Raw genomic sequence first — 12,647 nt, forward strand, 5'->3', positions numbered from 1 at the left:
TCCGGACTGGAGATGAAAAATGTTTGCCCGTTTTAACAATCGTTTCGGTCGTGCATTCGCGCAATTTGGTAGCGCTGTCCGCGCTTCGGCTGCGGTGCGGGTTGGTCATCAGCCTGCCGCGAAAGACCTCGAGACGCTCGGCATCAATGCAAAGCAGTTCCGCGAAATTCACGGATAATTTTCGCGTAAAGAGTATCAAGTATCCGCGTTTTGAACAGCCCCGGCCAAACACCGGGGCTTTTTATCTTTACTAGCAATCAAAATCAACCTATACTTTCCCTAGTTGCTCCATATACGACAATCCCAAATAGTATAATAGCGCGTGCAGTACCAGTAGTTATCTCCTGGAGTGATACGGCAAACTTTCTTACATTCATCTTCCGTATCAAAACCACCTATATACCGCTTATTTACTTGCCTCGCATCGCGAGCCAGGTGAATATGTGTCATTGCAGGCGGGTTATGAAGGCTGGTCCGGATGTTGGCGTAAGCACCGGTGTTCGGAAAAAAAGCAGCGCCGAATACGATAAATAAAAAATACTTATGCATAATGATCTCCCTTTCAATGAGATCAATTTTAGCTTCTTGTCCCGATGACTACATGTCCAACTCCGTGTCACCAAATCGGAGCTATCAAGAGGCCCCGGTGCTGCCGGAGCCTCTTTTTTGATCAATCTTCGTCGGTGGCCATCTGCTTCAAAAGATCGCCCTTGCCGCGCTGGCGCATGATCATCGGCACGACGACAGCGGCAATTGCGAGCGCGATCAGCGCGACCGACACCCAGGAATGGACGAGCGCCATCGGGTTGCCCTGACTGATCTGCAACGCCTGACGCAAGCTCTTTTCCGCCATCGGCCCAAGGATCAGACCAACGACCACTGGCGCAATCGGATAGGAAAAGCGCCGCAGCACATAGCCGAGCAGGCCGAATGCCAGGAGCAGGCCAAGTTCGAAGGAAACCGGCAGTCCAAACAGCATCGACGTGGACGCATTGGCGCCAATTGTGCCGAGTGTCGCAAACACCAGAATGCCTGCATAAAGCCAATGGCGCGGGATGGTGAGCATCTTCACCCACAGGCCGATCAGCGGCAGGTTCAAAACCAGCAGCATCAGATTGGCGACGAGCAAGCTCGCAACCAGTCCCCAGACCAGCGAAGCATTGGTCACGAAAAGAAGCGGTCCCGGCTGCAAGCCGAACTGCTGGAAACCAGCCAGCATGATCGCGGCTGTAGCAGTGGTCGGCAGACCAAGCGTCAGAAGTGGCACGAGCGTTCCGGCAGCCGAAGCGTTGTTGGCAGCTTCTGGCCCGGCAACACCTTCGATTGCGCCCTTGCCGAATTCTTCCGGATGTTTGGAGAACTGGCGTTCCGCCGAATAGGACAGGAAGCTTGATACGTCGGCACCGCCCGCAGGCATGGCCCCAATCGGGAAGCCGATGGCCGTGCCGCGCAGCCATGGCATCCACGAGCGCTTCCAGTCGTTTTTGGTCATCCAGACCGAGCCTTTGACGGCAATGACTTCATCGTCCGGGCCGAGCTTCTTCGACACCACCGCCAGCGTTTCACCGATAGCAAACAGCGCCACGGCAAGCGTCGTGACATTGATGCCGTCGAGCAGGTTCGGCGTGCCCATCACAAGGCGCGCCTGTCCGGTCAGCTGATCGATACCGATCAGGCCAAGCGCAAGTCCGATGAATAGCGATGTGAGGCCGCGAAGGGTGGAATCGCCGAAAGCCGCCGAGACTGTCATGAAAGCGAGCAACATCAGGGCGAAATATTCTGACGGGCCGAAGGATAGCGCGAATTTCACCACGAACGGCGCGACGAAGGCGAGCGCAAGCGTGGCGATAAGACCCGCAATGAATGAGCCGATGGCAGCCGTGGCCAGTGCTGGCCCGCCGCGCCCGGCCCTTGCCATTTTGTTGCCTTCCAGCGCGGTGACGATGGAGGCGCTTTCACCCGGCGTATTGAGAAGGATCGAAGTGGTCGAGCCGCCATACATGCCGCCATAATAAATACCGGCAAACATGATGAGCGAGCCGGACGGGTCCAGCTTGTAGGTAACTGGCAGCAGAAGCGCGACCGTCAGCGCCGGGCCGATGCCCGGCAAAACGCCGACTGCCGTGCCGAGCGTCACGCCGATCAGAGCATAGAGGAGGTTCGATGGCTCCAACGCCACCAGCAGTCCGTTGGCGAGAAGTGCTACAGTATCCATAATGTGCCCTCGCCGTTAGACGAAACGTTCAAGCCAGCCGGATGGCAGCGACAGCTGAAGACCACGCGCGAATATGAACCAGATCACGAAGGCAAAGATGATGCCTGCCGGAACGCTGATCCAGAACTTGCGATAGCCAAAGCCGCGTGCGGTTGCCGCGAACAGCAATCCGGTGGCCAGCGAAAACCCGGCTGTCTTCATCGTCAGCATCTGGATAGCCAGACCGCCGATGATCCACGCCATGGGGGCAATTTCCTGATGCTCTCTTTCGGGAAAATCACCGCGTAGCGCTTCGATAACTGTCCATATGGCAAGGCCGAACAATCCTGCGGCAACGACATACGGAACGGTTTTCGGGCCGACCGGCGAGTAACTCGTCACCTCGTTGCCATAGGCCGTGGACCAGGCAATGGCGATCGAAACGGCAGCCAGAATGAAAGCGATGACAAGAGCGGCGATATCCGGCGCCGCCCTGTCAGGGCGACGCTCATCGTGCTGTTGAGACCCTGTCATTTGACGAGGCCGATTTCCTTGAGGATTGTCTCAGTCGCCGCGACATCCTTGGCGAGCTGTTCCTTGAATGCCGGACCGGCGAGATAGGTATCGGCCCAACCCTTATCCTTCAGCGCCTTCTGCCAGGATTCCGATTTCACGAGCTTTTCGACATCGGCGTTGATCGCGGCTTCCTGTTCAGCCGTGATGCCCGGAGCGGCAGCAACCATGCGCCAGTTCTGGATGGAGACGTCCACGCCGCCTTCCTTAAAGGTGGGCGCATCGATGCCTTCCACTCGCTCATCGCTGGAAATGCCGATGATGCGCAGCGTACCGGCCTTGATCTGCGAGTCGAATTCGCCGTAACCGGAAATGCCGACCGTCACCTGATTGCCGAGAATAGCGGCCAATGCTTCACCGCCACCTGAAAACGCGATGTAGTTCACCTTGGTCGGATCGACGCCAGCCGCCTTTGCAAAAAGGCCAGCCGTGATGTGATCGGTGCCGCCTGCCGAACCGCCACCCCAGGATACGGAACCAGGATCGGCCTTCAGCTTGGCGACGAGATCGCCGAGATTTTGAATATCGGATGCGGCGGGAACAACAATGGCTTCATATTCGCCTGTCAGGCGCGCAATCGGCGTGACCTGATCCAGCGTTACCGGCGATTTGTTGGTCAGGATTGCGCCGACCATCACATAACCGCCAACAATCAGCTGGCTGGCGTCGCCCTTGTTCTGATTGACGAACTGCGCCAGACCGATAGTGCCACCGGCACCCGGTACGTTGATAACCTGTACGCTGCTGGAGATCTTTTCGTCCTGAAGCACACTCTGCATCGTGCGTGCCGTCTGGTCCCAGCCGCCGCCCGGGGCAGCCGGCGCGAGCAGCTTGTAATCTTCCGCCGACGCCGAACCGGCTCCCATCATTGCCAAAGCAGCGACCGACGTTACGGCCAGAATAAACCTACGCATATGTCCTCCCAAATCAGACGCAAAGCCGCCTTGCGGCGGACCTCCCCATAGCCCGCTTCCTCTAGCGGGCACAAACTACATGGAGACTACAAAAAATAATTGCAATAGACCATAGCCCCGCAATATTTGCTTTGTGCAGAACATGCCGAGACTCGCTCCTCCTCAACCGTAGCGATACATTGACTTCGGAACACCCGATTCTTTTTGCAATCTTTGCTCTCCCCCACATTTTTGCCAGCCAAATGCTGGCACTGGCAAGGAAATAGCCGATGGCCGCTGCTGAAACCGCAACCCACGCCGCCGAAGCCGCCCATCATGGCGGTTTCGATCTTATCCCCATCGTCGTGCTTTTGGGCGCAGCCGTCATTGCAGTGCCTTTGTTCAAACGGCTCGGTCTCGGCTCGGTTCTCGGTTATCTCGCAGCCGGGCTGATCATCGGGCCGTTCGGTCTTGGACTATTTTCCGATCCGCAGGCGATCCTGCATGTTGCCGAACTCGGCGTGGTGATGTTCCTGTTCATCATCGGTCTGGAGATGCAGCCCTCGCGCCTGTGGTCTATGCGCGGTGAAATCTTCGGTCTCGGTCTGGCACAGGTGGCACTCTGTATCGGTCTTCTCACTATCGTCGGCCTTACGCTTGGCTATCCGGTTGCGCAAAGCTTCGTCGCAGGCACCGGTTTCGTGCTGACGTCGACTGCCATCGTGATGCAAATGCTGGAAGAACGGCGGGCCATGGGTCTGCCGAAAGGTCGCCGCATCGTTGCAATTCTGCTGCTCGAAGACCTAGCCATCGTGCCGCTTCTGGCGCTCGTGGCCTTTCTGGCACCGGGCGGCGAAGAAACGACGCTCGCCGACCGTCTGACCGGCATTGCCATCGGGCTTGCCTCCATCGTCGGCCTGATCCTGGCCGGGCGCTATCTGCTCGACCCGTTATTCCGCATTCTCGGCAAAGCCAAAGCCCGCGAGGTGATGACGGCGGCAGCACTTTTCGTCGTGCTGGGTGCAGCGCTTGCCATGCAACTCGGCGGGCTATCGATGGCGATGGGCGCATTTCTTGCTGGCGTACTGCTGTCGGAATCCACCTTCCGCCACCAGCTTGAAGCCGATGTCGAACCATTTCGCGGTGTGCTGCTCGGCCTGTTCTTTCTCGGCGTTGGCATGTCGCTCGACCTTGCGGTGATTGCGGCCAGCTGGCAGTTGATCATCGTTGCGGTCATCGCCTATATGCTCTTGAAAATGTTCGGTATCTATGCGGTTGCCCGCTTGTTTCGCGCCAGCAACCGTGAAGCCGTCGAACGGGCCGTTCTGATGGCGCAGGGCGGTGAGTTCGCCTTCGTCCTTTATGCTGCCGCCACGGCGGTCAACATCATCGATGCCGAGGCCAATGCGATTCTGACGGCGACGATCATTGTCTCCATGGCGCTCACGCCGATCATGATCATCCTGCATGACCGGCTGATGCCAAAACCCGTGCCTTCCATGGAAGATGTCGAGACGGCGGACAATCTGTCCGCCAGCGTCCTCCTGATCGGCTTTGGCCGTTTCGGGCAGATCGTCAGCCAGCCGCTCCTTGGAAACAGCTGTTCGATTTCCATTATTGAAACCAACACCGATGCCATCCGCAACGCGAAGGACTTCGGCTTCAAGGTCTATTTCGGCGACGGCTCGCGCCTCGACATACTGCATGCTGCGGGCGCACATCATGCGCGACTGATCGTCATCAGCGTTGACGACCGCGAAGCCAGCCTGAAAATCGCGGAACTGGTGAAGGCGGAATTTCCGCTTGTTCCGGTATTGGCAAGATCCCTCGACCGCGAACATGCCATCGAACTCATCAATGCGGGTGTCGAATATCAAATCCGCGAGACCTTTGAATCGGCGCTGGCTCTTGGCGAAAAAGCGCTGGAAATGCTGGACGTCGATGAAGAGGAGCGCGCGCGTGTCATGGAAGATGTTCGCCGCCGCGACAGTGATCGCCTCACAATCGAATTGACCGAAGGCATTTATGCCGGGCGCGATCTCATCCACGGCAACGCGCCGATCAAGGACAAGAAGGGCGGAACGGATAGCGCAAGATAGGACAAGGCGTTTATCGACATAGCTGAGCCTGTGGTAAAATTGGGTTGATCTGGCCTACCAAACGGCGCGGCTCTTCCTAGTTTATAGGTGGTACAATGTTATCATTCGTCCAACCAAGGAGAAGCCGCATGACGAAATCTCTGTCCTGGCATGCACCGAAGTTCATCGAAGTTAGCTGCGGCATGGAAATCAATCGCTATGCACCGGCAGACGGTGACGAACCAATCCTGTTCTGAACTGTCTCCCCAGACGCGGGAACAGTTTCATGACGGAGTTCCGCGCAATCGTGATTGGGGCCGCCGCTGGCGGCGGTCTCCCTCAGTGGAATTGTGGTTGTGAAAACTGCCGTCTGGCGCGATTGGGCCTGCCGGATGGAATTATGCCGCAAACCCAGTCCTCGCTGGCCGTCACATCGGATGGCGACAGCTGGGCGCTGCTCAACGCATCGCCCGACCTGCGACAGCAACTGATCAACACACCCGCCTTGCATCCGCGAGCGTTGCGTGACAGTCCGATCAAGACCGTGCTCCTGACCAATGGCGATATAGATCACATCGCCGGTCTTTTGACGCTGCGGGAAAAGCAGCCGTTCCGGCTGGTGATGACTGCTGCCATTCGCGATATTCTCGCTGCAAATCCGATTTTCAATGCGCTCGATCCGGCTTTCGTAACGCAGGAAATCGTGGCGCTGAATGAGCCCTTCATGCTGGTGCCCGGCATCGAGGCGCGATTGTTTTCCGTGCCCGGAAAAGTGCCGCTCTTCATGGAAAGCGAAAACCCGGACACGGCACTTGAGGGCGAGCAGACGGTTGGGGTCGAACTCATCACGGTCAGGCACCGGATTTATTACATTCCGGGTTGTGCGCTGCTGCGCGACGATCTCAAGGCTCGGATCAGCGGCGCCGAAATTCTTTATTTCGACGGCACGCTTTTCACCGATGACGAGATGATCAAATCCGGCACCGGCATCAAGACCGGTCAACGCATGGGGCATATGTCCATCTCGGGCAACGAGGGCAGCCTGAAAGCGCTCGCCAAGGTGGCCGTGCGACGCAAGATATATGTCCATATCAATAATACGAACCCGGTCTGGCGTGATGGCCCCGAACGGAAGCTGGTCGAGGATAACGGGTTCGAAATCGCCTTTGACGGCAAGGAGATCGCTTTATGAAAGACGCTGCCGACAAGGACACATTCCACGCCCGACTTCTGGCCATCGGTCACGAGCGTTATCACGACAAGCATCCGTTCCACATCCGGCTGCATGGCGGCGAATGCACCATCACGGAAGTGCGCGCCTGGGTAATCAATCGCTATTGCTATCAAAGCAGCATTCCCATGAAGGATGCAGCGTTCCTTTCACGCTGCGAGGATGTCGATATGCGCCGCGCCTGGCGCTCGCGGATCGAAGACCACGACGGCGGCATCCATGAAGGCGGCGGCATCCGGCGCTGGCTCAAGCTGGCCGAAGCCGTTGGCCTTGATCCCAACTATGTGGCGTCCGGCAAGGGCATTCTGGCGGCAACCCGCTTTGCGGTGGGTGCTTATGTCCACTATGTCCGTGACAAGCCGCTGCTGGATGCGGTCGCATCGTCGCTGACAGAACTCTTCGCACCGAAGATCCATAAAGACCGCATTGCGGGTCTGTTGAAGCATTATGCCTTTGCCGATGAAGACGCGCTGTCCTATTTCCGCCAGCGGCTCAACGAAGCGCCGGTCGATGTCGAATATGGTCTTGCCTATGTGCTGGAACATGCCGACACTTTGGAAAAGCAGGATGCTGTGGCCGCTGCCCTGACCTTCAAAACGGATGTGCTGTGGGCGCAGCTTGATGCGCTTTATGCGGCCTATGTGGCCCCCGGCATGATCCCGCCTGGCGCGTGGGATGGCAGGCAAGGCGTGAATGCCGCATGGGACAAGGCTCTGGCAGAAAAGAGGGTTTCCGCATGAGCGAGACAGGCAGCGTCGCCATCAAACCGGCCGATATCGTAACGCTTGCGCGTGGTGTGAGACTGCGCGTCGATGAGGTGCGCGGACAAACCGTGCTTCTGGCGCCAGAGCGCGCCATGGCCCTCGACGATATTGCGATCCTGATCGTCAATGCGCTTGATGGTGTGCGCAGCATCGATGCGATTTGCGATGCTTTTGCATTGGAATTCAATGCGCCACGCGAACAGGTCGGCAGCGATGTGCTGGCCTTCGTTCAGGAACTGGCCAACCGCCGCATGATCGAGGTTCAGACATGAATCTGGCAATTCAGGAAGCAAAGCTGAAACGGCTGGCACCGCCGCCGATAGCTTTGCTTGCCGAATTGACGCATCGCTGCCCCCTTGCCTGCCCCTATTGTTCCAACCCGCTGGAACTGATTGGCGTAAAGCAGGAGCTTTCGACTGAAGAGTGGATAGAGGTCTTTCGTCAGGCCGCCAAAATGGGCGTTTTGCACCTGCACCTTTCCGGTGGAGAACCGGCTACGCGGCGCGATCTTCTTGAGTTGACTGGGGCCGCAGTCAAGCTTGGGCTTTACACGAACCTCATCACCTCGGGCATCGGTCTCACGCAAGCGCGTGTGGACGCACTCGGGCAAGCTGGTCTCGACCATGTGCAACTTTCCATACAAGGCACCGACGCCGCATCGGCTGACCGTATCGGCGGATATAAAGGCGGGTTCGAACGCAAGATGGCCGTCGCGAACTGGGTCACGACGGCGGGCATTCCGCTGACCGTCAATGCCGTCTGCCACAAGCAGAACATGGACCAGCTCGACGCGATGCTGGAGCTTGCGCTAACGCTTGGCGCGCGCCGCATCGAAATTGCAACCGTGCAATTTCACGGCTGGGCGGAGAAAAACAAGGCGGCGCTTTTGCCGACACGCGATCAGGTCGCCAAAGCCAACCAGACCGTCGCTGAAGCGCGCAAGCGTCTCGAAGGCCGACTTGTGATCGACTATGTTCCGGCTGATTATTATTCGTCCTATCCGAAAGCCTGCATGGGCGGTTGGGGCCGGGTTGGCCTCAATGTTACGCCCGACGGGCGCGTGCTGCCGTGCCATGCCGCAGAAACAATCCCGTCGCTTCGCTTCGACAATGTTCGCGATAAGGGACTGGCCGATATCTGGTTTGATGGCGAGGCCTTTAATGCCTATCGCGGCGATGACTGGATGCCCGACCTCTGCCGCAGTTGCGAGCGCAAGGAGATAGACTTCGGCGGCTGCCGCTGTCAGGCGATGGCGCTGGCTGGTGATGCAAGCGCGACCGATCCGGTCTGTGTACGCTCACCGCTGCGCGATACGGTGACGGCCATGGCGCAGGAAAACGCCGCTGCTCCCATCCCGGATAGCTTTATCTATCGCAAGTTCTGACTGCGGAGCGACACACCCACGCTCGTCAGAACCGATTGATCTCAGCTGATTTTGCGCTAACAATCCGTCATCCTTTCCTTTGATGAAATGCTCCCCTTATGGCCGACACCACCACACCCGTTTTCGTCTCCGTTCGCCCTTTTCAACCAACTGATCTGGAAGGCGTATTTTCCGTTATCCTGCCGATCCAGCGGGACGAATATGGCATCGCCATAACCGCCGAGGACCAGCCCGACCTCAATTCCATCGACAGCTTTTATCGGTTAGGCAGCGGGGAGTTCTGGGTTGCGGAACACGATGGGCATGTCGTAGGAACAATCGCGCTCAAGGATATCGGCAACAACGAAGCCGCTCTGCGGAAAATGTTCGTCGCCGCTGCCTATCGGGGTTCCGGGATTGGGACTGCCAGCAAGTTGTTGTCTGCCCTGCTCGCTCATGCCCGGGAAAAAGGCATTCGCCGCATTTATCTTGGAACAACGGATAAGTTTCTCGGCGCACACCGTTTTTATGAAAAGAATGGTTTTACCGTGGTGGAACGGTCTGCCCTGCCAGAGAGTTTTCCTGTCATGGCGGTGGACTCCAAGTTTTATGTAATCGCGCTGTAGGTGCGGTTTCAAAAATTAATCGCCAATAGTGCACGTAAAGTATTCCCGGCAAAAAACTGCAATAGTTCTGTGTGGCATAATGCGCGACAACACTAAGATGGAGCACGCAAAAACACCAATTCAACTGGAATCGTTCTGCAAGCTGCTTTGACACGACGATGCCATGAGGAAGGGAATACAGCCATGGTCAACAATCCGACGACCAATCGTGCTGAAGCGCAGAAGACCGAGCCTCGCACGGCAACAAGGGTGCCCAGAACGCGCGGTCCCAGCCCAGAGAAGACGGCGCGCACCCGCAGGCAGATCATTCGCTCTGCGATGCGTGAGTTTCTGGACAAGGGCTATGCCAATGCGACCATGGCCGGTATCGCCGAACGCGCCAGCCTCGCCAAAGGCACGGCCTACCGCTATTTCGACACCAAGGAAGATCTCTTTGCTGGCATCGTCCGCGATATCGTGACCAACCCGCTCGGTGAGATTGAAAACTTCCCGATCAGGGCGGACGAGCGGGTTTCCGATTATTGCAAACGCACCATGATCCCGGTGATGCGGACCATCGAGGACAAGGGGCGCGCGACTGTGGCGCGGCTTGTGCTCGCCGAAGGACATGCCTTTCCCTATCTCACGGAAGTTTATCGCACCGAGGTCTACGAGCCTTTTCTGGATCGGATACGCTGGCTGATCGACGTGGCTGAAGAACGCGGAGAGCTGAAGGGCACCATCCTGAAAACCTATCCGCATCTGCTGACCGCGCCCGTGTGGATGAGCATCGTCCATAACGGCCTTCTCGGACAGGATAGCCTGATCGACAGCGCAACCATGTTCGAAGCGCAGGTCGACCTTCTGTTCAAGTGACAGACCGAAACGCATTACGAAAAATTAATCCCGATATATCTTGTTTTTCGATATATCGGGATTTATCTTGTGGTCATGACAAACACAAGCAATGGCGATCCGGATCGCCCAAATCATCCGGAACAAGAAGAAACCCGCCATCGTCACGGTCGCCATGGCGATCATCGCGGCGGTCACCGGGGTGGTCCCTTCGGTGGGCATGGCCGTCATCGCGGGGAACATTCCTATGGCGAACATGACGACCATCGGGGCGAACGACGTGGTGGCCGAGGCGGTCACCGTCGTGAGCGGATTTTCGATTATGGCGACCTGCGCCTGCTGGTCCTTACCATGATCGCCGAACGTCCCCGTCATGGATATGAGCTGATCAAGGATATTTCCGAACGGCTGCAAGGCGTTTACACGCCAAGCCCAGGCGTGATCTATCCGACGCTCTCATGGCTGGACGACATGGGCTACACCGTCACCGAACCCGGCGTTTCAGGCAAGAAGCTCAATCGCATCACGGCAGAGGGTGAGGCCTTTCTGGTCGCAAACCGTGCCGCAGCCGATGCGCTTTTGAGCAGAATAAGCAGTTTTGCCGAAAACAACGGCGAGATGCCGCACACCGTCATTCACGCGCTGAAAAGTCTGAAGATGACGGTTCGCCAAAGGCTGCATCGTGGACCGATGGATGCCGCAAGCGCTGAAGCCATCGTCACCGCACTCAACGAAGCTGCCCGCATTGTGGAGGAAAGCTGATGGACACGTCGAATACGGTTGTGGATTCTGAAGCGTCCATCGCGACCGCCCATGCCAGCCGCTATTTGCAGCAATTGGCCAAGCATTTTGCGCATAAGCTGCCGGTCACTTTCGATCCGGCAGCGGGGCAGATCAGCTTCTCCATCGGCGACTGCCGGTTACGGGCCGATGATGCATTTCTGCATATCGCCCTCACCTCGCCCGATCAGCCTTCGCTGACACAGTTGCAGGATGTGGTCGTGCGGCATCTGGTGCGCTTTGCTTTCCGTGAAGAGCTTGTCGTCAACTGGCGCCGGCTTGAACAAGACACCGCAGGCTAAAACCTGCGAGCCGACGCCCGCCTTCCGGCGGCCGCAACCTGTTTAGTTCCAACCGCGATCCCAGTCAGGCTCACCGCGAAAACTCTCCGCTAGATAGTCGACGAGGGTGCGTACCTTGATCGCCAGATGGCGCGCAGGCGGATAGACTGCATGGATGCCAAGCGGCGCGCTTTCAAACTCGCCAAGGAGCCGCTGCACCCGCCCTCACGGATGGACGGCCCGGCAATGAATGTTGGGACGTGGGCTATGCCCAATCCGGCAAGGGCCGCATCGAGACAGGCTTCGCCATTGGAAAAATGCAACCGGCCTGCAACATTGACCGCCTCACCCTCGCCGCCTTGTGAGGAAGCGAAACGCCAGACATAAGGATCGCGGAAATTCGTATCAATGATGCATCTATGCTGCGTCAGTTCCTGTGGATGAACCGGCGTTCCATGTTCGGCAAGGTAGGAGGGTGCGGCCACCAGAACCACCCGCGCATCGCACAGTTTGCGGGCAATCAGGCTGCTGTCGAGCGGCTTTCCGATCCGAACCCCGATATCGAAACCTTCATCGACCAGACTGACAACCCGATCAGAAAAGCTCACATCAATCTGGATATCTGGAAAAGATTGCGCGAATTGCAGCAATACGGGCGTCAGCCGCAAGGTGCCGAATGACAAGGGAGCCGTCAGCCGGATGCGTCCAGTCGGAGCGCCCGATGCATTGCGCACCGCGGCTTCCAGCGCGTCAAAGTCCTGCAACAGGCCTTTCATGCGCTCATAATAGGCGTACCCCACCTCGGTCGGCGACAAGGCGCGCGTGGTGCGCTTGATAAGCTGGACACCCAGATCGGCTTCCAGCCGTGACACGAGTTTGGACGCCTGACCGCTGCTCGTTCCAAGCCGTTGCGCCGCCGCAGAAAAACTGCCCGTATCCAGCACCGCAACGAACATCCGTTCGCAGTCAAGCCGATCCATCGATTGCTTCCATTTCAGCTATTTTCTTCCGCTTAAGAACAGGAAAATAG

The 12,647-nt window shown here is 57.6% G+C and carries 15 protein-coding genes; 11 read left to right on the forward strand and 4 right to left on the reverse strand.

Translation table 11 applies throughout. The annotated features are described in order from the left end of the window. The first annotated feature begins 19 nt into the window (after window positions 1-19). Window positions 20-178 carry a hypothetical protein gene (locus QLQ11_RS14575; RefSeq protein ID WP_167836079.1) on the forward strand — a complete coding sequence of 53 codons (159 nt, stop codon included), beginning with the start codon at window positions 20-22 and terminating at the stop codon, window positions 176-178. Between the two features lie 492 nt (window positions 179-670). On the opposite strand, the gene QLQ11_RS14580 is transcribed toward QLQ11_RS14575, so the two are convergent. From QLQ11_RS14580 to QLQ11_RS14590, 3 genes are read right to left on the reverse strand one after another with little or no spacing between them, the layout of a single operon-like run. Continuing rightward, window positions 671-2,215, reverse strand: coding sequence for a tripartite tricarboxylate transporter permease (locus QLQ11_RS14580; RefSeq protein ID WP_109367271.1), 1,545 nt, complete (start codon window positions 2,213-2,215; stop codon window positions 671-673). A gap of 15 nt (window positions 2,216-2,230) precedes the next feature. Beyond that, window positions 2,231-2,728 carry a tripartite tricarboxylate transporter TctB family protein gene (locus QLQ11_RS14585; RefSeq protein WP_109367270.1) on the reverse strand — a complete coding sequence of 166 codons (498 nt, stop codon included), beginning with the start codon at window positions 2,726-2,728 and terminating at the stop codon, window positions 2,231-2,233. Then, window positions 2,725-3,681, reverse strand: coding sequence for a tripartite tricarboxylate transporter substrate binding protein (locus QLQ11_RS14590; RefSeq protein WP_109367269.1), 957 nt, complete (start codon window positions 3,679-3,681; stop codon window positions 2,725-2,727). Before QLQ11_RS14590 ends, QLQ11_RS14585 begins: the two co-directional genes overlap by 4 nt. 269 nt (window positions 3,682-3,950) lie before the next feature. On the opposite strand from QLQ11_RS14590, the gene QLQ11_RS14595 reads away from it, so the two are divergent. The 10 genes from QLQ11_RS14595 (at window position 3,951) to QLQ11_RS14640 (ending at window position 11,638) form a co-directional block, all read left to right on the forward strand. Next, window positions 3,951-5,759, forward strand: a complete 1,809-nt coding sequence (locus QLQ11_RS14595; RefSeq protein WP_109367268.1) for a monovalent cation:proton antiporter-2 (CPA2) family protein — start codon at window positions 3,951-3,953, stop codon at window positions 5,757-5,759. 140 nt (window positions 5,760-5,899) lie between these two features. Beyond that, window positions 5,900-5,995 (forward strand): pyrroloquinoline quinone precursor peptide PqqA, encoded by a 96-nt coding sequence (gene pqqA / locus QLQ11_RS14600; protein WP_078337071.1) that lies wholly within the window; start codon window positions 5,900-5,902, stop codon window positions 5,993-5,995. Between the two features lie 29 nt (window positions 5,996-6,024). Then, window positions 6,025-6,930 (forward strand): pyrroloquinoline quinone biosynthesis protein PqqB, encoded by a 906-nt coding sequence (pqqB, locus tag QLQ11_RS14605; RefSeq protein WP_121538271.1) that lies wholly within the window; start codon window positions 6,025-6,027, stop codon window positions 6,928-6,930. Continuing rightward, on the forward strand, window positions 6,927-7,709 hold the full coding sequence (pqqC, locus tag QLQ11_RS14610) for a pyrroloquinoline-quinone synthase PqqC (protein ID WP_109367266.1): 783 nt from the start codon (window positions 6,927-6,929) through the stop codon (window positions 7,707-7,709). Before pqqB ends, pqqC begins: the two co-directional genes overlap by 4 nt. After that, window positions 7,706-8,005: a pyrroloquinoline quinone biosynthesis peptide chaperone PqqD gene (gene pqqD / locus QLQ11_RS14615; RefSeq protein ID WP_109367265.1), complete on the forward strand. Its 300-nt coding sequence runs from the start codon at window positions 7,706-7,708 to the stop codon at window positions 8,003-8,005. Before pqqC ends, pqqD begins: the two co-directional genes overlap by 4 nt. Then, window positions 8,002-9,117, forward strand: a complete 1,116-nt coding sequence (gene pqqE, locus QLQ11_RS14620) for a pyrroloquinoline quinone biosynthesis protein PqqE (protein WP_109367264.1) — start codon at window positions 8,002-8,004, stop codon at window positions 9,115-9,117. Before pqqD ends, pqqE begins: the two co-directional genes overlap by 4 nt. 98 nt (window positions 9,118-9,215) lie before the next feature. Continuing rightward, window positions 9,216-9,722 carry a GNAT family N-acetyltransferase gene (locus QLQ11_RS14625; protein ID WP_109367263.1) on the forward strand — a complete coding sequence of 169 codons (507 nt, stop codon included), beginning with the start codon at window positions 9,216-9,218 and terminating at the stop codon, window positions 9,720-9,722. Between the two features lie 183 nt (window positions 9,723-9,905). Then, window positions 9,906-10,577, forward strand: coding sequence for a TetR/AcrR family transcriptional regulator (locus QLQ11_RS14630; RefSeq protein ID WP_109367262.1), 672 nt, complete (start codon window positions 9,906-9,908; stop codon window positions 10,575-10,577). Between the two features lie 75 nt (window positions 10,578-10,652). Continuing rightward, entirely contained in the window at window positions 10,653-11,318 is a 666-nt protein-coding gene (locus QLQ11_RS14635) for a PadR family transcriptional regulator (RefSeq protein WP_121538269.1), read from the forward strand. Beyond that, window positions 11,318-11,638, forward strand: a complete 321-nt coding sequence (locus QLQ11_RS14640; protein ID WP_109367260.1) for a DUF2218 domain-containing protein — start codon at window positions 11,318-11,320, stop codon at window positions 11,636-11,638. The genes QLQ11_RS14635 and QLQ11_RS14640 overlap by 1 nt, the downstream gene beginning before the upstream one ends. A gap of 89 nt (window positions 11,639-11,727) precedes the next feature. On the opposite strand, the gene QLQ11_RS14645 is transcribed toward QLQ11_RS14640, so the two are convergent. Further along, window positions 11,728-12,597, reverse strand: coding sequence for a LysR family transcriptional regulator (locus QLQ11_RS14645; RefSeq protein ID WP_371835954.1), 870 nt, complete (start codon window positions 12,595-12,597; stop codon window positions 11,728-11,730). Between the last annotated feature and the right edge of the window lie 50 nt (window positions 12,598-12,647).

This window comes from Ochrobactrum sp. SSR (assembly GCF_030067775.1).
Taxonomy (GTDB): Bacteria; Pseudomonadota; Alphaproteobacteria; order Rhizobiales; family Rhizobiaceae; genus Brucella; species Brucella teleogrylli.

Excerpts from the sequence above, each read along its gene's own strand:
- pqqB (WP_121538271.1), top strand. The coding sequence starts at position 6,025 with ATGACGGAGTTCCGCGCAATCGTGATTGGGGCCGCCGCTGGCGGCGGT.
- QLQ11_RS14640 (WP_109367260.1), top strand. The coding sequence starts at position 11,318 with ATGGACACGTCGAATACGGTTGTGGATTCTGAAGCGTCCATCGCGACC.
- pqqE (WP_109367264.1), top strand. The coding sequence starts at position 8,002 with ATGAATCTGGCAATTCAGGAAGCAAAGCTGAAACGGCTGGCACCGCCG.
- pqqC (WP_109367266.1), top strand. The coding sequence starts at position 6,927 with ATGAAAGACGCTGCCGACAAGGACACATTCCACGCCCGACTTCTGGCC.
- QLQ11_RS14625 (WP_109367263.1), top strand. The coding sequence starts at position 9,216 with ATGGCCGACACCACCACACCCGTTTTCGTCTCCGTTCGCCCTTTTCAA.
- QLQ11_RS14585 (WP_109367270.1), bottom strand. The coding sequence starts at position 2,728 with ATGACAGGGTCTCAACAGCACGATGAGCGTCGCCCTGACAGGGCGGCG.
- pqqD (WP_109367265.1), top strand. The coding sequence starts at position 7,706 with ATGAGCGAGACAGGCAGCGTCGCCATCAAACCGGCCGATATCGTAACG.
- QLQ11_RS14580 (WP_109367271.1), bottom strand. The coding sequence starts at position 2,215 with ATGGATACTGTAGCACTTCTCGCCAACGGACTGCTGGTGGCGTTGGAG.
- QLQ11_RS14645 (WP_371835954.1), bottom strand. The coding sequence starts at position 12,597 with ATGGATCGGCTTGACTGCGAACGGATGTTCGTTGCGGTGCTGGATACG.
- QLQ11_RS14595 (WP_109367268.1), top strand. The coding sequence starts at position 3,951 with ATGGCCGCTGCTGAAACCGCAACCCACGCCGCCGAAGCCGCCCATCAT.
- QLQ11_RS14575 (WP_167836079.1), top strand. The coding sequence starts at position 20 with ATGTTTGCCCGTTTTAACAATCGTTTCGGTCGTGCATTCGCGCAATTT.
- QLQ11_RS14635 (WP_121538269.1), top strand. The coding sequence starts at position 10,653 with ATGACAAACACAAGCAATGGCGATCCGGATCGCCCAAATCATCCGGAA.
- QLQ11_RS14590 (WP_109367269.1), bottom strand. The coding sequence starts at position 3,681 with ATGCGTAGGTTTATTCTGGCCGTAACGTCGGTCGCTGCTTTGGCAATG.
- QLQ11_RS14630 (WP_109367262.1), top strand. The coding sequence starts at position 9,906 with ATGGTCAACAATCCGACGACCAATCGTGCTGAAGCGCAGAAGACCGAG.